At 68.1% G+C, this 22,915-nt stretch carries 15 protein-coding genes; 2 read left to right on the top strand and 13 right to left on the bottom strand.

The features are described from left to right. Positions 1 to 8: 8 nt before the first annotated feature. The 8 genes from AC3WMU_RS06840 to AC3WMU_RS06805 form a co-directional block, all read right to left on the bottom strand. Positions 9 to 1,151 (bottom strand): metallophosphoesterase, encoded by a 1,143-nt coding sequence (locus tag AC3WMU_RS06840; protein WP_454676949.1) that lies wholly within the window; start codon positions 1,149 to 1,151, stop codon positions 9 to 11. 153 nt (positions 1,152 to 1,304) lie between these two features. Next, positions 1,305 to 2,741 (bottom strand): amidase, encoded by a 1,437-nt coding sequence (locus AC3WMU_RS06835; protein WP_454676950.1) that lies wholly within the window; start codon positions 2,739 to 2,741, stop codon positions 1,305 to 1,307. A 14-nt stretch (positions 2,742 to 2,755) separates the two neighbouring features. Continuing rightward, positions 2,756 to 4,309, bottom strand: a complete 1,554-nt coding sequence (locus AC3WMU_RS06830) for an ABC transporter substrate-binding protein (protein ID WP_492282043.1) — start codon at positions 4,307 to 4,309, stop codon at positions 2,756 to 2,758. Between the two features lie 24 nt (positions 4,310 to 4,333). Further along, positions 4,334 to 5,188: an alpha/beta hydrolase family protein gene (locus AC3WMU_RS06825; protein ID WP_006225870.1), complete on the bottom strand. Its 855-nt coding sequence runs from the start codon at positions 5,186 to 5,188 to the stop codon at positions 4,334 to 4,336. A 12-nt stretch (positions 5,189 to 5,200) separates the two neighbouring features. Beyond that, complete coding sequence (locus tag AC3WMU_RS06820) at positions 5,201 to 6,868, bottom strand: dipeptide ABC transporter ATP-binding protein (protein WP_492282042.1); 1,668 nt, start codon at positions 6,866 to 6,868, stop codon at positions 5,201 to 5,203. Continuing rightward, positions 6,865 to 7,683: an ABC transporter permease gene (locus tag AC3WMU_RS06815; protein ID WP_492282041.1), complete on the bottom strand. Its 819-nt coding sequence runs from the start codon at positions 7,681 to 7,683 to the stop codon at positions 6,865 to 6,867. The genes AC3WMU_RS06820 and AC3WMU_RS06815 overlap by 4 nt, the downstream gene beginning before the upstream one ends. After that, positions 7,680 to 8,624, bottom strand: a complete 945-nt coding sequence (locus tag AC3WMU_RS06810) for an ABC transporter permease (RefSeq protein ID WP_492282040.1) — start codon at positions 8,622 to 8,624, stop codon at positions 7,680 to 7,682. Before AC3WMU_RS06810 ends, AC3WMU_RS06815 begins: the two co-directional genes overlap by 4 nt. Positions 8,625 to 8,628: 4 nt before the next feature. Continuing rightward, on the bottom strand, positions 8,629 to 9,792 hold the full coding sequence (locus tag AC3WMU_RS06805; protein WP_280026295.1) for a C45 family autoproteolytic acyltransferase/hydrolase: 1,164 nt from the start codon (positions 9,790 to 9,792) through the stop codon (positions 8,629 to 8,631). Between the two features lie 169 nt (positions 9,793 to 9,961). Here AC3WMU_RS06805 and AC3WMU_RS06800 point away from each other — a divergent pair, with 169 nt between their 5' ends. Together AC3WMU_RS06800 and fhuE are read left to right on the top strand one after the other, a co-directional pair. After that, entirely contained in the window at positions 9,962 to 10,834 is an 873-nt protein-coding gene (locus AC3WMU_RS06800) for a GntR family transcriptional regulator (RefSeq protein WP_424626184.1), read from the top strand. A 358-nt stretch (positions 10,835 to 11,192) separates the two neighbouring features. Further along, the gene (gene fhuE, locus AC3WMU_RS06795) at positions 11,193 to 13,265 is read left to right on the top strand and encodes a ferric-rhodotorulic acid/ferric-coprogen receptor FhuE (protein ID WP_427939387.1); all 2,073 of its coding nucleotides are present in this window, start codon (positions 11,193 to 11,195) and stop codon (positions 13,263 to 13,265) included. A gap of 23 nt (positions 13,266 to 13,288) precedes the next feature. Here fhuE and fhuF read toward each other — a convergent pair whose 3' ends face one another. From fhuF to glgX, 5 genes are all read right to left on the bottom strand, one after another. Next, positions 13,289 to 14,053, bottom strand: coding sequence for a siderophore-iron reductase FhuF (gene fhuF, locus AC3WMU_RS06790; RefSeq protein WP_006225863.1), 765 nt, complete (start codon positions 14,051 to 14,053; stop codon positions 13,289 to 13,291). Positions 14,054 to 14,194: 141 nt separating this feature from the next. After that, entirely contained in the window at positions 14,195 to 16,849 is a 2,655-nt protein-coding gene (gene treY, locus AC3WMU_RS06785) for a malto-oligosyltrehalose synthase (RefSeq protein WP_492282039.1), read from the bottom strand. Continuing rightward, a complete protein-coding gene (malQ, locus tag AC3WMU_RS06780) occupies positions 16,846 to 19,008 on the bottom strand; it encodes a 4-alpha-glucanotransferase (RefSeq protein ID WP_492282038.1) in 2,163 nt (720 codons plus the stop codon). The genes treY and malQ overlap by 4 nt, the downstream gene beginning before the upstream one ends. Continuing rightward, entirely contained in the window at positions 19,005 to 20,804 is a 1,800-nt protein-coding gene (gene treZ / locus AC3WMU_RS06775; RefSeq protein ID WP_492282037.1) for a malto-oligosyltrehalose trehalohydrolase, read from the bottom strand. The genes malQ and treZ overlap by 4 nt, the downstream gene beginning before the upstream one ends. After that, a complete protein-coding gene (gene glgX, locus AC3WMU_RS06770; RefSeq protein ID WP_492282036.1) occupies positions 20,801 to 22,912 on the bottom strand; it encodes a glycogen debranching protein GlgX in 2,112 nt (703 codons plus the stop codon). The genes treZ and glgX overlap by 4 nt, the downstream gene beginning before the upstream one ends. Positions 22,913 to 22,915 lie beyond the last annotated feature (3 nt).

Genomic DNA, 22,915 nt, shown 5'->3' with positions numbered 1-22,915 from the left:
GGGTGAGTTTATGGCGGCGTGGCCTTGGCAGGCGAACGCAACACGATCTGGGTGATTTCCGAAGGACGCCCCAGGCGGATCGGGAAGCCGGGCCACAGCCCGGTGCCGTTGCTGACATACAGCGTCATGCCGCCCACCTGGTACAGGCCCGAGACATAGCCTTCATTGGCCCATTGCGTCAGCAGGTGCGGGCCCAGGATCTGGCCGCCGTGGGTATGGCCGGACAACTGCAGGCCCGCGCCCGCCTGGGCGTTGAGCGCCGCGCCGGTAGGGCGGTGGCTCAGCAAAATGACGGGGTCGGTCGGCGGTACGCCGGCCAGCGCCTGCTGCACGTCAGGCAAGGGCTGGGCGTAGGCGGCCGCCATCCGGTCGGTGACGCCGGCCAGCACCAGGCGCTGGTCATCCGGCGTCAGTGTCACGTGGTCGTTCAGCAACAGGCGCAGGCCCAGGTGCTCGAATGCCGGCAGCCAGCGCTGGTATTCCGCGTAGTACTCATGGTTGCCGGGAATCGCATAGACGCCGTAGCGGGCGCGTAGCGCCTGCAGGGGCTGGACGTCGGCGGCGCGGGCGGCGGTGGTGCCATCGACCAGGTCACCCGTGATGACGATCAGGTCTGGATTGAGATCGTTGGTCTTCTTGACGACGGCGTCGATCCACGGCGCTTCCAGCAGCCGGCTGGCGTGTAGGTCGGTCAGTTGCACCAGGCGGAAACCGTCAAGCTCAGGCGGCAGCTTCGGCAACGCGATTTCCAGGGTCTTCACGTCGGGTTCGCGTACCGCCTGCCACACGCCGATGGCGGACAGCAGCACAGCCAGCACGGCCGCGCCCTGGCTCCAGCGGCGAGCGGCCCACAGGCGCCGGCCCTGTTCGCGGGACACCGCGCAGGCCGCCAGCGCCGCCACGTCGCGGACCAGCAGCAGCATGGCCAGCAGGAGCAGGCTGCCAAACAGCCAACCCAGCGCCATCAGCAAGGTGGCGGGGATTTCGGGCGACGCCATGCTGCCAAAGAAGTTGCGCGTCACCAGATGGTGTTCGGCAACCGCCAGCAGCGCAACCGACAGCACGAGGCGGCCGGACTTGGAAATGGGCAGGGGCAGGACGAAACGCCAGATGACGTAGAGACTGATCAGTCCCGTGAAAACATGGAACACGCGGTAATTCCTACTGAAAGCGGCGGGGGACGGGGTGGCCGAAGCCAGCGACATTATGACGACCTGTCCCCGAGGGCGCACGGTAGGCTCGCGACCCGTAGGGACAAAGCGACGGCTTGCCGCCGCCCCGGCTACCGCTTCCAGGGGGATGGATCAGGCGTGGACCGGCGGCAGGCGGTGCGCCCAGGGGCGGGCGCGCTCCAGTTGGCCGGCCAGTTCGAAAAGCGTGGTTTCGTCGCCGTAGGGCGCCATGAACTGGATGCCCACGGGAAGCCCCGCCGGAGTCTGGAACAACGGCACGCTCATCGCGGGGATGCCGGCGGCGTTGGCCGGACGAGTGAAGACGGTGCCGTGCATGAACTCGTCGGCAAAGGCGCGCCAGTCCGGGCCGCGCACGTCCAAAGCGGTCATGGGCGCGGGCAGCGTGGGCATGACGGGCGTCAGCAGGACGTCGACCTCGGTGAACAGCCGGCCCAGGCTGCGCGCGACGCTGTTGGCGGTGTTGCGCGCGGCCAGCAGGGCGGGCGCAGATACGCTGCGGCCAAATTCGGCCAGGCCCAGGTTGACGGGCTCGAAGCCGTCGGCGTCGGCCGGCCGGCCGGTGTCGGCCGCGATGGCATCGACTTCCAGCGCCGTGTAGGCGGCAATGATCCGCAGGTAGGCGTCGGCCAGGGCGGATTCGTCGAAGTTGAAGGCGGTGGCCTCGACGCGGTGCCCCAATTGGCGGCAAAGCGTCGACGCGTCCTCCAGCGCTGCGGCGATGCCGTCGTCCAGGCGCAAGCCCATGCCGGGCTGCGAGATGACGCCGATGCGTAGCGGCCGCGGATCGCGGGACGCCGACTGTGCATACGGGCCGGACTTGGCCGGCGCGGCGTAGAGGGCGCCAGGCTCGGGCGCGTCAGTCAGGTCCAGCATCAGGGCCGAATCGCGCACGGATCGCGTCAGGGCGTGGTGGCTGACCAGCCCGCCCCAATTCTCGCTGGATACCGGCCCGCAAGGCGTGCGCCCGCGCGAGGCCCGCAGGCCGAACAGGCCGCCGCAGGACGCCGGAATGCGAATGGAGCCCGCGCCGTCATTGCCATAGGCCAGCGGCACCATGCGGGCAGCCACGGCGGCGGCCGCACCGCCGGATGACCCGCCGATGCTGCGGCCGGCGTCCCACGGGTTCAGCGTGGGGCCGTGCAGCGTGGGGGACGTGGCGATGTTGCCAGAGAACTCCGGCAGATTGGTCTTGCCCACGATGACCATGCCAGCCGCCTTGTAGCGGCGCACGATCTCGTGGTCCTGTGCGGGCACATACCCACGCGCGGCCCGGCAGCCGAACGACATTGGCACACCGGCATAGGTGGGGCAGTCGTCCTTCAGCAGCACGGGCACGCCGCGCAGCGGCGCATCGGCGGGCAACTGGCGCAGCTGCTCGTCGGCCGCCTCGCGCATCGTCAGGATGACGGCGTTCAAGTGGGGATTGACGCGGTCGATGGCGGCAAACGCGTGCGCCACGGCATCCGCAGGGCTGAGCTGGCCGTCGCGGATGGCGGCCGCCAGCGCGGTCGCGTCGGACTGGAGGTAATCAGTTTCAGAGTAGGACATGTCGGAATGCGGGGTCAGGGTTGGGTCTTGGTCACGCCCCAGAAGCGATGCGTGCCGGCCGGCCAGCCTTCGTAGCCTTGCACGACGGGCCGCAGGGCGGTCACGACCGGGAGGTTGAACAGGCCGATGATGGGAATGTCGCGCGCCATCAGCTCGTGCAGCTGGTTGAACAGGTCGCGGCGCTTGGCCAGGTCGGGTTCTATCGCCACTTGCTTGAGCAGCGCGGCAGCCTTGGGATCGTCCCACTGGCGGGTCGGTTCGACCTTCTTGTCGCCGATCAGCGATTCGTACATCAGCAGCGGGTCCAGGCGGGCCGAGTAGCCGAAGATCGCCAGTTCATACTGGCCGCGTCCGTACAGGTCCAGCTGCGAGGCCCAGTCGCGCACCTTCAGTTCCACATTGATGCCGGAGGCGGCCAGCATGGCCTGCACGATGGTGGCGGCCTGCACGCGTTCCTGACGGTTGGCCACCAGCAGGGTGATCGGCTGGCCCTTGTAGCCGGCCTGCGCCAGCAGCGTGCGGGCTGCGGCCGGGTCGTAGGCCGGCCAGGTCTTGCTGCGCGCGTCGTAATAGGGGCTTTGCGGCACCAGCACCGACGGGTTGGCCGTGTACAGCCCTTCGCCCGACGCTTCGGCCAGGTCCGGCAGGCTGAGCGCCTGGGCGATGGCCTGGCGCATCCGCACGTCTTGCAGCGCGGGGGCGTTGGATTGCACCTGCATCACCAGCCAGCTGGGCGTCTGCTGCACCTGGACGGGAATCCCCTGGCCGCGCAGGGTCTCCATGGTGGCGGGTTCGATGCCGTCCACCACATCCAGGTCGCCCGACAACAGCCCGTTGCTGCGGGTGCTGGCGTCCGGCACCGTCATGAAGCGCAGCACGGGGATGGTGGCCGTCTTGTTGCCCGCATAGCCGTCGCGCGCGCCTGGCAGGGCGTCATAGTCCGCAAAGCGTTTCAGGTCCAGTTGGCGGCCCTGCATCATGCCGCCGAACGCATAGGGGCCGGTGCCGATGGGGGCGTTGAAGCTGCCGTCTGCCTTGACGGAGTCCGGATGCAGGATCCAAGGCGTGCATTGGACGGTGGCCATCGTCATCGGGAAATTGGGCGCGGGCGCCGAGAACGTGAAGCGTACGGTCAGCGGGTCCACCGCCTGCACGTCCTGCAACGCGGGACCGATTTTGCCGTTGTAGCGGTTGACGCATTGGAAGTTGGTCTTCGGATCCAGGTAGCGCTTGAAGTTCCAGACGACGGTGTCGGCCGTCAACACCGCGCCGTTCTGGAAATGCACCTTCGGGCGCAGCTTGAACTCGTAGACTTTGCCCTCGTCGCTGACCTGCCAGCTTTCCGCGAGCACGGGCTTGATCTTCAGGTCGGCGCCGTAGGCGACCAGGCCTTCGACCACGTGCGCCAGCACCATATCGGCATTGGCGTCGCGGTTGACCCCCGGATTGATGCTGGCGATGTCCGCGTGCAGCGCCACGCGCAGCATCTGGGCGTCGCCGGCGGCATAGGCTGGCGCGGCCAGCAGGCCGCTTAACAGCAAGGCAGGCAAGGCAAGGTTCGTGTTCATATCTTCCCCTTTGTTATTAATGATTTAGCGGCGAGACTTCAAAAAGTCCTCGAAGAATGCCTGCACGGGTTCGATGACCTTGAAGGGTTCGTGGGCGACGCCGGGCACGGTGTCTCGGCGCACCTTAATGCCATGGGCCTCGAAGCTCCTGGCCAGCGCCTCGATCCGCTGGATGCGGTTGTCGCCTTGTAGTTCGGCACCCGGCATCCACAGCTTGCTGTCGCGCGGGATGGTGATCTCCCAGGTGGCGGTGTCTTCAGTGCCCACCAGGGTCTGCACCGCGACGTCGCGCATGGCGTCGATATCGATGGTGCGGCCGAAGCGGGCCGGCACGTCGCGCACGCCGACCCACCAGTCGTAGTCCTGGTTCAGCAGCGTCACCACGCCGGGCGCACCGATGGAGACGGCTTGCAGGCGTTCCGGGTGCAGCATGAAGAAGCGCTGGCAGAACTGTCCGCCGCCCGAGTAGCCGTACAGCAGGAAGCGGCTGCCGTTGATGCGGTACTTGGCGATGGTCTCGTCCACCATCGACAGCAGCACGTGGTCGTAGCGGATGTCGTGGAACTGGATGCGCTTGTAATTGGCCAGGTCGCCGGGTTCGATGATGCCCACCGGGAACAGAGGTGCCAGCACGATGCAGTCGTTGCGTTGGGCGAAATCGGCAAAGCGGTCGCGGTACTCGGCGGCCGTGCGGCCGGTGCCATGGACGATCACGGCCAGGTCATACGTCTTGGACGCGGCCTCGTCATAGTCGGGCGGCACGTACAGGCAATAGCTGAAGCGCTGGTCGAACTGGCTGGCGAAGAACGGCGTGGCGCCGAAGTCGTAGAAGCTGAGCTTCACGCCGTGGCCTTGGCGGCGCGGTGGATGCGTGGACATGGATGGGGTCTCCTAGGTAAGGGATACGGCTGCCAGCGGCTGGCTGGCCTGGGCGTCATTGCGCCACTTCAGGCGCACGCCGCCCGCGGCGGTGGCCTCCAGCATGGGAATGGCGCCCAGCAATTGGCGCGTGTACGGTTCACGGGGGCGGTCGAAAATGGCGTCGCGCACGCCTTCCTCGACGATCCGGCCCGCCTGCATGACGATGACGCGGTCGGCGATCTGCTCGACCACCCCCAGGTCATGGCTGATGAAGAGGCACGAAAAGCCGTAGCGTTGCTGCAGGTCGGCCAGCAGGTCCAGCACCTGGGCGCGCACCGTGACGTCCAGCGCCGACACCGCTTCGTCGGCGATCAGGAGCGCCGGCCGGCGCACCAGGGCGCGTGCGATGGCCACGCGCTGGCGTTGTCCGCCCGACAGTTCGTGCGGGTAGCGCAAGCCGAAGTCGCCGCCCAGGCCCACGTCCTGCAACGTGTCGGCGACGCGTTCGTCCTTCTGTGCGGGGGTCAACCCGGGCGCCAGCCGCAGTGCCTCGGCTACCAGCGCCGATACGGTCATCCGCGGGTCCAGCGACGAATACGGGTCCTGGAACACCATCTGGCAGTTGTAGCGGTAGTCATTGAAGACGGCGCCGCGCCCGGCCAGCGGCTGGCCCTTGTAGCGCAGCGCGCCGCCCGTAGGCGCGACCAGTCCCGTCAGCACGGACCCCAAGGTGGTCTTGCCGGAACCGGATTCGCCCACGACGGCCACGACTTCGCCGGGGTGGATGTCCAGGTCGATGCCGTGCAGCACGCGGTTGCCAGCCTGCCTGCTGAACCAGCCCTGGCGCGCCCCGTATTCCACCGTCAGGCCGCGCGCCGAGAGCAGCGGCGCCTGGGTGGCCAAGGGGCGCGGGGGCCGGCGTTGCGGCAAGGTTGCCAGCAGCTGGCGGGTGTATTCATGCGCCGGCGCCGCCAGCACCTGCGAGGTGGGGCCGGTTTCGACGATCTCGCCACGCCGCATCACCACCATGCGCTGCGCATAGCGCGCCACCATGGGCAGGTCGTGGCTGATCAGCAGCACGGCCGTGCCGTTTTCCTGCGTCAGCTCCACCAGCATTTCCATCACTTCGCGCTGGATCACCGCGTCAAGCGCCGTGGTGGGTTCGTCGGCGATCAGCAGCGCGGGGCGCAGCAGCATGGCCGAGGCAATCATGATGCGCTGGCGCATGCCGCCCGAAAATTCATGAGGATAGGCATCCAGCACGCGGGAGACGTCGGCCAGGCCCACGCGGCGCAGCATGGCTTCGATGCGGTCGCGGTGCGTCGCGCGTTCGCCGGGCACATGCTGTTCCAGCCCCTCGGCCAATTGCTGGCCCACGGTCAGCGACGGCGTGAGAGACGTCATGGGTTCCTGGAATACCATCGCCACCTTCGGCCCGCGCAGGGCGCGCAGCTGCGCGGGGCGCAGCCCGAAGACAGAGGTGCCTTCCACTTTGATGTCGCCGCCGGTGCGGTCGATGGCTTGCGGAGTCAGCCGCATGATGGCGCGGCCCAGCATGGTCTTGCCGGAGCCCGATTCGCCGACCACGCCGACGATCTCTCCGCGCGCGACCTGCATGCTGGCTTGGGACACCACGGTGTGGCCGTGGCCGGCGGCCAGCGTCAGGCCGTCGATATCGAGCAGGACGGGGGATGTCATACGCGCCTCCGCATGCGGGGATCCAGCCGGTCGCGCAAGGCGTCGCCCAGCAGGTTGATGCCCAGCAGCGACAGCGAGATCGCCAGACCGGGAAAGATGGTCAGCCAGGCGGCCTGGCCGATGTAGGTGCGGCTGCCGGCCAGCATGTTGCCCCAGGTCGGGGCGGGCGGGGCCACGCCCAGCCCCAGGAAGCTGAGCGAGCTTTCGGCCAGGATGATCCAGCCGCACATGGACGTGGCCATGACGATCACCGGCGCCAGGCAATTGGGCAGCAGGTGGCGCATCAGCGTATAGAGCTCGGAATTGCCCATTACCCGGGACGCGCGGACGAATTCGCGTTCGCGCAGGCTCAGCACGGTGCCCCGCACCACCCGCACTACCGACGACATGTAGGCCAGCGCCAGCGCCAGGATGATGCCGGTTTCGCTGGCGCCGAAAACGGCCAGCAGGCCGAGCGCCAGGAGCAGGCCGGGAAAGGCCAGCAGCGCATCGTTCAACGCCATCAACACGCGGTCCGGCCAGCCGCGCAGATAGCCGCTGACGGCGCCGATCAGCACGCCGGCGCCGGTGGCCAGCAGCACGGTCATCAGGCTGACGCGCAGGCTGGCCGTGGTGCCGCGCATCAGCCGGCTGAACACGTCGCGGCCCAGTTCGTCCGTACCCATCAGATGGGTCAGGCTGGGCGCGGCCAGGCGGGCCTTGAAATTGAGCTTGAGGGGGTCGTAGGGGGTCCAGAACAGGGCCACCAGCGCGGTGATGACCACGGCCGCGACCAAGGTGCCGCCGACGACGGCGGTAAGGGAACGACGGTTCATTTCGTGGCCACCCTGGGGTCGAAGATCGGATAAAGCAGGTCCACCACCAGGTTCACCAGGACATAGACGGTGGCAATGAAAAGCAGGCAGCCCTGGATGACGGGATAGTCGCGGGCAAAGATCGCGTCCACCAGCAGGCGCCCCAGTCCGGGGATGGTGAACACGGTTTCGATGACGGCGATGCCGGCCAGCAGGTTGCCCAGGATCAGGCCCAGCAAGGTCCAGGTGGGGCCGAACGAATTCTTGAAGGCGTGGCGCCACATCACCTTGCTTTCCGGCAGGCCCTTGGCGCGGGCGTGGGTGATGTAGTCCAGGTGCAGCACCTCCAGGGTGGAGGCGCGTGTCATGCGCAGGATCACGCCGATCTCGTGCAGCAGCAGCGTGGCCACCGGCAACACCAGGTACAGGAGCGCGCGGCCGGGGTTTTCGCTGAAGGCCACGAAACCCACGACGGGAAACCATCCCAGCTTCAGCGCAAAGAGCAGGAGCAGCAGCAGGCCCATCCAGAACGCCGGCAGCGACAGCAGCAGCGTGGCGCCCGCCACCAGCGCCAGGTCGGCCATGCGGCCTTGGCGCCAGGCGGCGAACATGCCGGCCGGCACCGCCGCCAGCGTGGCCAGCACTACGGCTGGCAGCACGATCTGCGCGCTGACCGCGAAACGGTCCAGGATCAGCGGCATCACCGGCTGGCGGTTGGCAATCGATTGGCCCAGGTCGCCTTGCAGCACGTGTCCGGCCCAGATGGCGAACTGCGTCGGCCAACTGGCGTTCAGGCCCAGTTGTTCGCGCAACGCGGCAAGGCTGGCCGCGTCCGCCGAGTCGCCCAGCATCAGCGCGGCCGGATCGCCCGGGATCAGGCGCACCAGGATGAACACGGCAAGCGCAACGATCAGCAGTGTGGGCAGCGCCATGCCGATCCGCGAGGCGATGAATCTGAGCATGGCGTCAGCCTGCCGCCAGTTCGGACTCGCGCACGTCGACCGCGTCTTGCGGTTCGTCGCCGTCGAGTCGGTAGGTGGTGAAGCGCCGGTTGGCCGCAGGCATGGGCGCGATCTCCATGACGCCCAGCGCCGGCTCCATCACGATCATCGCCACCGTGGCGGTCAGGTTGCCGCCGTCGCCGTGGCGGGCGGGCCGGCATACGGAGTAGGGCGCCAGGAAATCGTCGAATAGCGCGGCCTTGACGCCTTCGCGGTCCAGCAGGCGGCCTTGGGCCTGCAGCAGCCGGCGCACGCGCCAGTCGCGATAGAAGCTTTCGGGCACATGCGGGATACCCGTGTCGCGCAGTTTGGACAGCGCGATGGCGCCCACCCAGTGGTTCGCGTGCACGATCAGGCCATCGTCCGGGTACAGCGGGAAAGCCTCGTCCGGCGCGCATTCGAAGTCGACGCCGAAGCCCGCCGCCGACGCGATCATGATGTTGTTCGAGCACGACTTCGGCGTGGTCGCCACGACCTTGGCGGCGAGCGCGAAGTGTTCCTGCTCGAGCACCTTGCGGCGGATCAGGCCCAGCGGCACGCCCAGCGACTGGTAGTCGCGGTCGCACTCCAGGTAATTGGCGGTGATGGATACGCCGGCCGCGTTCAGGCCGCTGCGTGCCAGTCCGCCCGCTTCGACAAAGGTCAGGTAGTCGGGACCGTGATCCTGGCGGACCCGCAGGACGACGCCGGTATCGGCGCATTCGGCGCGCCAGTCCCAATTCTGCGCGTGGATCAGGTTGCCGGAGGCACTGCGCTCGGGCAGAAGGATCGCGCCGGTGCAGCCGTCGTCGGCTTCGTCGTCGGCGGCGGCCGTGCTGCTCTGGGCCCGAGCCAAGGCCATCACTTCAGTGCGGGCGTTGATCATGACGATGTCTTCGAACGCCACGCCGGCGCCCGCCGCGATGCCGTGCATTTCCTCGACATAGCGTTCATCGAAGTCGCCGATGCGGCGCGCGTAGTCGGCGATCAGGGCCGTCTTCTGCGCGGCGCTCATGCCGAATCCGTCCAAGGCTCCGCCGTACAGCGCCACGCTCTGGTGGATGCGGGGTTTCAGCGCCTGCCCGTACTGGCGGCCGCGGCTCTCAGGGCCGCCCGTCAACGTGACGCAGGGAAAAGGGGTGATCGCCATCTTCCGTCCTTTTGTATTTTGTTGCTGTGGAATACACTAATTAGCCCGGTTGTTGGCTGTCAATCTGTTTTATGGCGCGTTATATGAAATCTAGGGAAAACGTGAATGCCAAGGATGCGATTTGGCATTGAGGATAGGAACCACCCGTAAAGCGCAGGAGCGCGATGCCATGCAGGAGCTCAGTCCCCTACAGATCGAAGTCGCCCGCAAGCTGACGGCGCTGATTCAGAGCGGCCGCTGGCAGGTGGGCGAACGGCTGTCGGACGCGCGCCTGGCGCAGGAGCTCAAGGTGTCGCGGTCGCCGATCCGGCAGGCGTTGAACCTGCTGACCCGCCAAGGGCTGGTGGCGTACACGTCGGGCAAGGGCTACCGGCTGGAACGCGAGCCGGGCAGCGACGAAAGCCTGGACGCGCTGATGCCGCATTCCGAATCGGAAAGCCTGTATGGCGACCTGATGAGCGCGCGCGCGGTCGGCCGGCTGGGTGCGGAGGTGTCCGAGGCGCAACTGGTCGAACAATTCCAGGTGACGCGCGGCGCGGTGCGGCGTGCGTTGATGCGGTTTGCGACAGAAGGGTTGGCCGAACGCCTGCCGGGGCATGGCTGGCATTTCGCGGAAAGCCTGGACAACGAGCAGGCGGTGAACGAAAGCTACGAATTCCGGCTGATCGTCGAGTGCAACGCGCTGATGACGCCGGGCTACGCGCCGCGTCCCGACCAATTGGCGGCATTGCAGCGCGAGCAGACAGAGATCCTGCAGATGCCGGTCGAGCAGCTGCAACGGGACGCCTGGTTCAATGCGAATGCGGCCTTTCACGAAACGCTGGCGGCGTGGTCGAACAACCGCTTCCTGACCGAAGCCGTGCGACGCCAGAACTCGTTGCGGCGCATGACGGAATACGCCAATTTCGGGCATCTGGCCGAAGTCCATATCCATCAAGCGTGCTCCGATCACCTGGGAATTCTGGCGGCGCTGGCCGAAGGCGACCGTGATTACGCCACGGCGCTGCTTCGGCGCCACATCACGCGTTCAGCGGATATTTAGGGCTGAATAACAGGGCAGGCGACGAACGCTTTTCCGCAGCCAGGCGCGCTCCACGCATCCGTCGTAAATCCGCAACAGCAAATAAAGATGCGAATCAGTTGCATTACACTTTCCCCCGAATCAGCACTCCGCTGTGGGAGAGGTAGTCAGCATGCACGTTTACCGGCCGGGTGGCCGACCATCCATTATTCATCCTCGTTTCATCCTGCGTCGCACGTCCGCCCTGGCGGTTTTTGACGCCGGGCCGCCCCAAGCCGAGAAGTCCGTACCGGGCGCGCCGCAAGCGCGTACCGCTTGCGCGGCGTGGGGCCTGCTTTTTGCCCTGGCTTGCGGCGCTGCCGCCGCACAGGAAAGCGGCGTGGCCACCCTGCCAGGCGTGCAAGTCGTGGGCGACACCGACGCCACGACGACCGAAGGCACCGGTTCCTATACGCCCCGTGCCACCGCGGCCAGCACCGGCTTGCCGCTGACGCTGCGCGAGACGCCGCAATCGGTGACGGTCGTGACGCGCCAGCGCATGGATGACGAAGACATGCGCTCGCTGACCGATGTGATGGCCAGCACGCCCGGCATCTCGGTGCAGAACTTCGACAGCGAGCGGTATTCGTTCAATTCGCGCGGCTTCGGCGTCAGCAACTACATGTATGACGGCATCCCGACGAGCTTCGATACGGGCTACGCCGCGGGGGAGTCGTCCGTCGACCCCATCATCTATGACCGCGTTGAGGTCGTGCGTGGCGCCACGGGCCTGCTGACCGGCGCCGGCAACCCGTCGGCGTCCATCAACCTGGTGCGCAAGCACGCCATCAGCCGCGAGTTCAAGGCTGACATCAGCGTCAGCGCCGGCACGTGGGACAACTACCGCAGCACGCTTGACCTGTCGACGCCGCTGAATTCAGACGGCAGCGTGCGCGGCCGCATCGTGTCGGCGTACCAGGATACTCATTCCTTCCTGGACGGCTACCAGAACAAGAAGAAAGTCTTCTACGGCGTCGTGGACGCCGACGTGACCTCGCGCACGACGGTGAGCGCAGGCTTCAACTACCAGGACAACGACCCGCAGCGCAGCAGCTGGGGCGGATTCCCGCTGTGGTACGCGGACGGCAGCCGGACCGACTGGAAGCGGTCGCTGAACACCGGGGCGGATTGGAGCTCATGGGCAAGCACGACGCAAGGTGCTTTCGCCAGCCTGGAACACCGTTTCGACAATGACTGGCGCGTGCAGGCGGTGGCATCGCATTCCAAGAACGAAATGGACGGCAAGCTGCTGTACCTGTATGGCTGGCCCGACCGCGAAACCGGCCTGGGCATGGGGGCGTCGCCGTCGTGGTACCTGGGCGACCGCAAGCAGAACAGCATGGATCTGAAGGCCTCCGGTCCGTTCACGATGTTCGGCCGCCGCCATGAGGCGGTGGTCGGCGCTAGCTTCAGCCGCCAGTATGCAGACTTCGACTACCGCTCGTCCCTGTCGGCGGCGCCCGTCGGCAACTTCCTGGACTGGGACGGCTCGTATCCGGAACCCGACTGGAACAGCACGTCCGTCACGGCAAACCGTTACACGACCAAGCAGACGGGTTGGTACGGGGCGCTGCGCCTGGACCTGGCGGATCCGCTCAAGCTGATCGTGGGCGGCCGCTACAGCACCTGGAAGACGGACTCCGTCGGCTTCGGCGGCGGCGACCATACGGCCTTCGACAAGAACGCGTTCACGCCGTACGCCGGGCTGCTGTACGACATCAACGAGACGTACACCGCCTATGTGAGCTACACCGGGATCTTCAACCCACAAAGCTATCAAGACCGCAACGGCGGCTGGCTGGATCCGCTTGAGGGCAAATCCTACGAAGCCGGCATCAAGGGCGAGTTCCTGGAGGGGCGCCTGAACGCCAGCGCCGCGGTGTTCCAGATCGATCAGGACAACGTGGCCCAGACCGATACGGGATACCTGGTGCCGGGCACGATCAACCAGGCCTATCGGGCCGCGCAAGGCACACGCAGCCGGGGCTTTGACCTGGAAGTGTCAGGCGAAGTGACGCCGGGCTGGAACCTGGCCGCGGGCTGGTCGCACTGGACCGCAAGCGATGGGGACGGCAATGCCATCCAGACCGACCAGCCGCGCAGCCTGGTCCGCGTGTTCACGACCTATCAACTGCCGGGCGACTGGAACAAGCTGACGGTCGGCGGTGGCGTCAATTGGCAAAGCCACGTCTATACGCTGGCCAGCGGCCCCAACGGCGACGAGCGCGTGGGACAAGGCAGCTACGCCATCACCAATCTGATGGCGCGCTACCGATTCAACCGTAACCTGTCGGCGCAACTGAACGTGAACAACCTGTTCGACCGCAAGTACTACAGCCAGGTCGGGTTCTACAGCCAGGGCGCGTGGGGCGCGGGAAGAAGCGCGATGGTGACGATGCGCTACCAATACTAAGTGGTATGCATGCCAGGCGGCCCCTATTCGGCGGGCCGCTTGGCAGCCGCCCGGTGCTGCGGCGCGAGCGGGCAGGCCGCGCAGTACTGCGCGGTCGGCAGCAGATGGTAGAGGCAGCACTCGCGGTGCAGCGTGACCGCGGGGCCGGGACCGCGCGAGGTCCTGGGCGGCAGGCATAGCGGATTGGCGCGCTCATCGTCTGCCGGGCCCCACCAGGGGTGCTCCAGCAAAGCGAGCCTGTCCTGGCGTACGGCGTCGCTTGCCGCCGTCCCTTGCGTCTGGGTCTCGACCGCTTTCAGCACGACTTCCAGGTAGCGCACCGCGCCGCCCCAGACGACCTTACGCGGCAGCCGGCTGGCGTGGAACAAGGCGTCCGCCAACGGCAGCAGGTGGTGCCAGACCAAGGCCTCGTACCGGCGCCAGACATCGCCATCGGGATCCGGTGCGCCCAGTTCCGGGATGTGAAAGCCCGCAGGCGCCGCGTTGCCGTCCAGTTCGATCCACATGGCGTCGTGGCGCGCGGGCAGCGCGTGGCGCGCGCCGCTGGCGGCCGCGGCCACGGGCGGCAGCAGCGTCCACAAGTAGCTCATGGCCCAGGCGGAAGCGACGGCGCGGGGATCGGCATCCGACCAATGGCGACGATGCCGCGCCAGCGCGTCGGCCAGGCCAGCCGGATCGCCCAGCAGCGCGGCCGCCTTGCGTCCGCCGGCGGGCGGCGCGCCCAACTGCACCGTTTCGGCGTAGGGCCGCCAGTCTTCACGGAAGAAGGGTTGCAGCAACGCGATCATGCGCGCGGTGCCGGCACGGGTGGGATCATGGCGTCTGGATGGGAATTCCGAATCGGGCCCATGGATTGCGGCCCTCGAAAGATTCGAGAGCGTAAAGAGAAAGCGGCGTTAGCGCAAATCCGGCGGTCTACGCCATTGCTGTCAGCCCGCCACGCACAGCGCGACCGGGCAATCGCGCAGCAGATCAGCCACGTCGATGTCGCCGGCCGTGTCCACGCCTGGCTGCCGGCCGGATAGCGTATCGACAAGACCCGCCGCGGGCACGTCGGACGGCAGCCGGATTCGGCTGCCGTCCCAGAACCGATGCGCCTGGGCGGCCTGGCCCTGCGCGTAAGGGGCCAACGCCCGCGCGCACAGCCGGGGCACGACAACGAGCAGGCATCGCGTTTCGTGCCGGCGCAAGTAGGCCAGCACATGGGCGGCCTGCGGGCCGTGCACGGCAAGCGGTTCGCAGCGCCCGTCGCTGAACAGTGCCGGATCGCGGGCGCGCAGGGCCAGCGCCCGGCGGATCAACGCCTGCTTGATGGCGCCGCTGTGCCACGCCGCGGCGTTGGTGACAATGGGCTGGCCGGGATCGTCCAGGGCCAACAGGTCTGCCCGCGCGGGGTAGTCCACCGGGCGACGGTTATCGGGGTCGACCAGGCTGAAATCCCACAGATCCGCGCCCTGATACAGGTCGGGCACGCCCGGCAAGGTGCAGCGCAGCAAGGTCTGCGCCAGGCCGTTCACCAGGCCGGCTGGTGCAAGGCGTAGCGTGTAGTCCGCGATTTCACGCAGCAGCAGCCGGCCGTCGTCCGTATGCTTGAGCGCGTCGAGGCAGCGCGCTGCCGACTGTTCGTAGGCGGCGTCCGGGTCCGTCCAGCTGGTGCGCAGCTTGGCCTCGCGCAACGCCTTTTCCTGCCATTGCGCGATGCGGGCCAGATAATCGGCCAACGCGTCGTCAGCAGGCTCGGGCGGCAGGGCCAGCGGCCACGCGCCAACCAGGCTTTGCAGCAGCAGATAGGCGTCGGCAGACGCGATGGGACCGGGCCGGGCCAGCCGCGGCACCCACGCCTGGGCAAGGGCGATCCATTCGTCCGGCGCTTCGCTCAGCACCGCCAGGCGGGCCCGCGTGTCTTCGCCGCGCTTGTGGTCATGGGTGGCCGTGGCCAGCATGGCATGGGGATGGGTGGCAGCACGCTCGGCGCTTAACGCGTGGAAGGCGTCAGGCGACAGGGAGAACCGTTCCGCGCTGGACCCCACTTCATTGCGCGACAGCAGCGGGCCGCGGCGGTAGAACAGGGTGTCTTCCAGCGCCTTGGCCGCCAGCGGCGGCGTCAATTGCTGAAAGCGCCGCAGGGCGTGCGCGAGGGCTTCGGCTAGCGCATGCGGCTCGGGGGCGCCGTCGCCGTGCGAGGCAAGGCTCTCATCCACCGGCGCGCCGCTGAGCCAATGGTCTATCTGGTCCAGCAGGCGGGCGTCTGCCGTGTCCGGCCCCAGCGCCGTGCGCGCGCGGTCAAGCGCGGTGCGGAACCACTCGGCATCTGCCGGGCTGCGCCCGCCGTCTTCCGCATAGGTGCGATACACAGGAAATACGGCAAGCAGGGCGGTCAGTACGCGGTCAATGGCGGTGGTGGTCCAGTCGCGGGTGCGCAGGTCCATGCGGGCGACGCGTGCCAGCGCCCTTGCAAGCGCCTGGCGTTCGGCCGGGAAATGGCGAGCCAGCATTCGTTGGCGGGCGTCCTGCAATTGGGCGGACGCGCCACGCGGATCACCAGCAAGTCCGTTCCAATAGGCCTCCAACGGCGCTTGCGCGGCCGGCGCGTGCAGCAGCGCGCCAACCTGGTCCATGAAGTCGTAGCCGGTCGTGCCGTCGGTCGGCCAGCGGAAATCCAGGGTTTCTCCGTCGGCCAGGATCTTTTCCACGATGAGATAGGCGCTTGCGCGTTCGCCCCGTGCCTGCGTCAGGCGCTGGCGCAGGCGTCGCAGGTAGGCGCCGGGGCTGGCCAGGCCATCCACGTGGTCGATGCGCAAGCCGTCCAGCACGCCTTCCCGGTACAGGCGCAGCGCCATGCCGTGCACGGCGTCGAAGACGATGTCGTCTTCGACCCGCACGCCGACCAGCTCGCTGATCTCGAAGAAGCGCCGCCAGTTGATTTGTTCCGGCGCCGTCCGCCACCAGGCCAGGCGGTAGTGCTGGCGTTCCAGCAGATCGTGCAGGCGGGCCCGCCCGTCGGCGGTCTGCGCGTTGTGTGCCGCGCAGGTCGCGTCGGGGCCGGCCGCGTCCATGGCGAATCCCGGCGCCAGGGGCAGCCGCAGCTCACTGACCGACACGAAGAAGGCGTCCGCTTCGTGAACGATCTGGATGGCGCCCGAGGCCAGGCAGACCCCGTAGGGATCCGGCAGCACGGGCAGCAGCACCTTGCCGCGCAACGTCGGGTCAGGCGCATCCCAATCGATGTCGAACACGCGCGCGTGCGGGCTGCGCTGGCCCAGGCGCAGCACATCGGCCCACCACGCGTTGGATGGGTGGGCCGCCATGTGGTTGGGCACGATGTCCGCAATGAGTCCCAGGCCCAGTTCGCGGGCGGCTGCGGCCAGACGGTGCAGCGCGGCGTCTCCGCCCAGCGCCGCGCTGACACGCTGGTGGTCGGTGACGTCGTAGCCGTGGGTCGATCCGTCGCGTGCCTGGGTGATGGGCGACAGGTACAGATGGCTGACGCCCAGCGCCGCGTAGTAGGGAAGTTGCGCGCGGGCGTCATCCAGCGTGAACCCCGCATGCAGTTGCAGCCGGGCGGTGGCGCGGGGGGCGTTCATGAGCGGCCTCGCAAAGCGCGTACGGGTTGCAGGCGCGCCAAACTGGCCGGCGCATTCAGGCAATCGGCAACGGAGAGCGGCACGCGCTGGCGCCAGTTGGGGTGGTCGGCGATGGTGCCGGGCAGATTGGGTTGATCCAGCTGGCCGGTCAGGTCTTCCAGCGCCACAAGCATCAGCGGGCAAGGCGTGGACGCGACAAAGCCCAGCAGTTCGGCGCCGGGCGGTTCGCGCGGCGTCGGTTGCCTGGCGGCGGTGGACGAGTACGCCTGCACGGCCCGCCACAGCGCGGCGCGGTCTTCCAACCGCGCGGCGCGCATCGCGGGCTCGTCCTGGTCCGGGCCCAGCAGTTGCAGCCGCGAACGCCACAGGATGTCTTGCGCATGCCACCAGCCCTCCAGCGTGGGCAGGTCGTGCGTGGTCGTCATGGCAACGGCGTGCGCCGGCCAGGCGTTCGGGGACAGGAAGGCGGCGGGCGTGGCGGGTTCCGGGAGGGCGTCTCCTGCGGAGTCCTGCGCTTGCGGCTGGGGATCGGCCGCGCGCATGAACCACAGCACATTCATGCCCAGCAGCCCGTGGTCTTCAAGCTGGGCGTCGAAGCCCTCCGGCACGGTGCCCAGGTTCTCGCCGATGACCAACGCGCCGTGCAGCCAGGCTTCCAGCGCCGTCAGCCGCAGCAACTGCGCCAGCGGGTAGTGCAGGTAGGCGCCGTCCTGCGGCCGGGCGCCATCGGGGATCAGCCACATCCGCGCCATGCCCAGGATATGGTCGATGCGCACGCCGCCCGCGTTCGCCAGGCTGGCGCGCAGCATGGCAAGAAACGCCGAGTAGCCGGACTCCCGCAAGGCAGCAGGCGATAGCGCGGTCAAGCCCCAGCCCTGGCCCAGCGGGTTGTGCAGGTCTGGCGGAGCGCCCACGCTGGTGCGCGACATCAGGTCGGCCTGTCGGCTCCAGGCGTGGCTGCCTGACGGGCTGCCGCCTACCGCCAGATCTGCCAGCAGGCCGACGCGCATGCCGGCGTCCCGGGCGGCCTGCTGCGCCTGCGCCAGGCTGGCCGAGGCCAGCCATTGGCCGAACATGTGCGCGTCGATGTCGTCGGCGTGTCCATCGGCGTAGCGCTGCGCGTCCGGGGATCGCGGGTCGCGCAGGCCGGCGGGCCAGTCGGTCCAGGAAAGCGGCGCGCCATGCGCCTGCGTCTGATCGGCGTGCAGTGATTCGAATAGCGCGTGGTCGCGCAGGTCGGGGCCCGCCGCGTCACGGTAGGCGTCATAGGCTTGCCGCTGCGCCGTCGTGGCGCCCGTCGGGAAACCGGCATGCAGGCGGCGCAGCAATTGGTGGCGCAAGGTGGCCGCGGCAGGCCAATCGATCAGCGGGCGTGCATCGAGCGCGCGCAATTGCGCCTGATCCATGCCCGCCAGCGCCGCCCGCACGGCGTCATTGCCCAGCACGCCGGCGGGGTCGGCGTACAGCGTATTCAGGAAGAGCCGGCTGGACGGGGAGTACGGGCTGCATTGCGCGGGGTCCGCCGCGAACATGGCGTGCACCGGGCTCATGGCAAGCGCATCCGCGCCGGCCGACCCCGCGGCAATGGCCAGATCGCGCAGCGCGCCGAAATCGCCGAAACCATGCGTGGCCTGCGCCAGGTCCGAGGAGGGACGCCGCAGGCTGTAAAGCTGGACGGCCAATCCCCAGGCGCGCGCATTTCTGACGCCGGACAGCTCGTCGATCGTGGGCGCGCTTCGGGGTGCAACGGCAAGCGTGGTATCGCCGCCAGGCGTGCTTAGTGTGTAGTAGCCGGGGACGGCGGGGGCGCGCAGCGTCGGCGCGCCATCGGGGCCGGCGGCGGCGCGGGCAGTGATGGGCGGTTGCTCCGGTGCCTGCATCTGGCAAACTCCGGCGCAATCCACGGGGAGCGCCACCGCTTCGCCGGGTAGCGCAATCAGCAGCGCGGGCAGGTGGTTCTGCGCCGAGGCTGCAGACAGGCGCTGCCGGCTGTCGCGGATGTCCGCTTCGGAACCGGCGGGCAAGTCCATCGCGTCAAGCAAGGCGCGCAGCGTATCCGGCGCGACACGGCGGGGGCGGCGGTCGGCGCCGGTCCAGTCTTCGGCGATGCCGGCTTCGGCGGCCAGGGCGGACAACTCGGTTTGCGTGGCGGTGTTCATGCTGCGCCCTCCAGCAGCCAGACCGTGCTTTCTGAGCACATGCTGCCCAGCGACAGCGCATCAAACGCGCCTGCGCGGGACTCGAACAGCAGCGACGAAAACAGGTGGCCTGCCGCCGAGAATTTGGGCGGCAACGCTTCTTGCACCGGTCCCAGGTTGGCGTAAAGCGTCAGCCGGGCGCCGTCGCCCAGGCGCCATTGCGCATGCACGCCGTGTTTGCCGACGGCACGGCCAAATACGCTGCGCGCGCCGGGCAAGCGTGGCGCAATCACCTGTTGGCGCATATGCAGCAGCGCGTCATAAAGCGTGCGCCACCCTTGCGCGTCGTCGTCGTTGCCCGTTTGCCAGGGATCGCTTTGTCTGAAGGTGGCCGGGGCGTTGGGGTCCGGCACCGCTTGGGCAGCGCTGTCGCCAAAGCCGGGAAAGGCCGAAAATTCGCGCTGGCGTCCTTCCCGAACTGCTTGAGCCAGGTCCGGATCCGTGTGGCTGGTGAAATAGAGGAAGGGCGCGCGGCTGCCGGATTCCTCGCCCATGAAGATCAGCGGAATTTGCGGCGCAAGCAGTTGCAGCGCGACGGCGGCGCGCAGGCGCTCCGTGTTTTCGGCCAACACCGTCAAGCGCTCGCCTGCGGCCCGGTTGCCGGTCTGGTCGTGGTTCTGCAGGAACAGGACGAACGCGGTGGGCGGCAAATGGCCGCTGGGTTCGCCGCGCGGCGCCCCTTGCCGGAAGGGCGAAGGCTGGCCCTGATACAGCCAGCCCTGCGCCAGGCACCGCGCCAGGGCCTCGGCCGGGCGGTCCGCGTAGTCCGAGTAATAGCCGTGCGATTCGCCGGTCAAGAGGTGGTGCAGCACATGGTGCGCATCGTCGTTCCATTGGGCGTCGTACCCCTGGGCGAGCAGGCTGGCGCGGTTGTCGTCGTTTTCCAGCACCAGGTGGACGTGGCGCTGCGCGGGGATCTGTCCGCGGACGAATTGCGCGAGCTCCACCAGCCAATCCGGGTCGGATATCGCGTGTACCGCGTCCAGCCGCAGGCCGTCGAAACGGAATTCCGTCAGCCAGTACAGGGCGTTCTCTTCGAAATAGCGGCGCACCGCCGGCTGGCGGAAATCGATCGCGTTGCCCCAGGGCGTGGCTACGTCGTCGCGGAAGAACGGCGCAGCGTACTGGGGCAGAAAATTACCGTCCGGGCCGAAATGGTTGTAGACCACGTCCAGCATCATGCTCATCCCCAGGCCATGCGCCGTGTCGACCAGATGCTTGAGCGCGTCCGGCGTTCCATAGGCCGCGTCCGGCGCATACGGCAGTACGCCGTCATAACCCCAGTTGCGCGGGCCGGGAAAGTCCGCGACGGGCATCAGTTCGACGACGGTGATGCCCAGCGCCGCCAGGCCCGGCAGCCGTTCGGCCAACCCCGCAAAGCCGCCCGCCAGGCCCGCGTGCGCTTCATAGATGACGGATTCCGCCCACGGCCGGCCATGCCAGGCGGGATGCTGCCAGGCATAGGTGTCTGGTCCGGCGACGATGCTGGCGCCATGCACGTCGCCGTCTTGCAGGCGCGATGCCGGATCCGGCACGGTCAGGCCGCCGCCGATGCGGTAGCGATACCGGGTGCCCGGCGGGCAATCGACGTCAGTCTGCGCGTAGCCGTCGGCGTCGGGCTGCAGGGGGATCGGGTCGCGCCCGTCGATCAGCAAGGCCAGTCCTGTGGCCGCCGTGGGCGCCCACAGGCGAAAGCGCGTGCGGCCGTCGGGCAAAGGCAGCGCGCCATGGGTGTAGGGCTCAGGCCAGGCCGTCATGACGCCGCTCCAGGAATGCAGGTGGCCGACAGCAACACCAGGCTGTGCGCCTGTACGGTGACGTCGGCTTCCGAGACCGGCGCTGCCGGGACCTGCGTGGCGGAATCCAGTTCGCGGATCCACGGTTGGGCGGGCGGGGGCAGCGTGAACGTGGCGGGCTCGGCGCCCGGATTCAGCAGCAGCAGCGTGATGTCCGCGCTGCCGTCTTCGCGCAACGCGGCGCGGCGTAGCGCCATGGTGAGCGCTTGCGGGTCGTCCCAGGCCTCCTGGGCGATCGTGCCGCCGGCCGTGTCGAACCAGCCAATGGCCGCGACGCCGGGGCAGATCTCCTGGGCGGCGTCGCCGAAGCGCGCCGCACGCAAGCTGGGATGGTCGCGGCGCAGCGCCACCGCACGCGCCACGAAATGGCTCAGCGCGCGCCCGGCATCGCTTTGTGCCTGGGTCCAGTCCAGCCACGACAGGGGGTTGTCCTGGCAGTACGCATTGTTGTTGCCGTCCTGGCTGTTGCCGAACTCGTCGCCGGCCAGCAGCATTGGCGTGCCGTCGGACAGGAACAGTGTTGCCAGCAGTGCGCGCTGCACCTGGCCGCGTCGCTCCAGGATGGCTTCGTCCTGCGTCGGCCCTTCCTCGCCCCAGTTGTGGCTGTAGTTCTCGCCGTGCCCGTCGTTGCCGCCTTCGCCATTGGCCTCGTTGTGGCTGCCGTCGTAGCTCACCAGGTCTTGCGTGGTGAAGCCGTCGTGGGACGCCACGAAGTTGACGCTGGACCAAGGGCGGCGATGGCGCCGGTCGAAGACGTCGCGCGAACCGCATAGCCTGGCGGCCATGTCGCCGCGCATGCCTTCATCGCCGCGCCAATAGCGCCGCACCGTGTCGCGGTAGCGGTCGTTCCATTCCGCCAGCCCGGGCGGGTGGTTGCCCAGCTGGTAGCCGTCCGGTCCGATGTCCCACGGTTCCGAGATCAGTTTCACGCCCGCCAACACCGGGTCTTGCAGCAGGGCGTCGAAAAAGCCCGACCCGGGGTCAAAGCCCGTACCCTCGCGGCCCAGCGTCACACCCAGGTCGAAGCGAAAGCCGTCCACGCCATACGAATCGGTCCAATAACGCAGGGAATCCATCACCATCTGCAGGACGCGCGGATGCGACAGGTTCACCGTGTTGCCGCAGCCGGTGTCGTTGATGTAGTAGCGTTCTTCGCCTGGCATCAGGCGGTAATAGCTGGCGTTGTCCAGCCCGCGCCATGACAGCGTGGGGCCCAGTTCGCTGCCTTCGCAGGTGTGGTTGTAGACCACGTCCAGGATCACTTCCAGGCCGGCGGCATGCAAGCGGCGAACCGCCTGGCGCAGGTCATTGGGGCCGCGCTGCAGATACGTGGGTTCGGGCGCGAAGAACGACAGCGTGTTGTAACCCCAGTAATTGCGCAGGCCACGTTCCAGCAGGAACCGGTCCTGCAGGAAGGCGTGCACCGGCAGCAATTCGACCGCGGTGACGCCCAGGCGGTGCAGGTGTTCGATGAACCGTGGGTCGGCCAGCGCCGCGCAGGTGCCGCGCAGAGGCTGGCGCAAGTCTTCGCGCTGCATCGACACGCCGCGCAGATGCACTTCGTAGATCGTCGTGTCTACCCATGGCGTCTGCGGCGCCTTGCTGTTGCCCCAGTTGAACGGGACGTCTTCCGTCACGATGGCCTTGGGCATGGCCGGCGCGCTGTCGCGGCGGTCCATCGACAAGTCGGCGCGCGCGTGGTTCAACCGGTAGCCGAAGAGCGCGTCGCTCCAGCTCGCCGGGCCGGTCAGGTGGCGTGCGTAGGGGTCAAGCAGCAGCTTGTGCGGATTGAAGCGGTGGCCATTGCGGGGATCATAGGGGCCGTGCGCGCGGTAACCATAGACGAGACCGGGCTGGGCATCCGGCAGATAGCCGTGCCAGACCTCGTCCGTGCATTCCGGCAGGTCGAAGCGCCGCAGTTCCTTGCGGCCGCGCGCGTCGAACACGCACAGCTCGATGCGCGTGGCGTTGGCCGAGAAAACGGCGAAGTTCACGCCCAGGCCGTCGCTGACCGCGCCCAACGGGTACGGCTGGCCGGTGGTAAGGCGGGTCAATTGTGAGGGGTCCATGGA

The organism is Achromobacter sp. FW305-C-13, from assembly GCF_058783475.1.
Note: the sequence above shows the minus strand (reverse complement) of the source record. Positions and strands in the feature narration are given on the sequence as shown.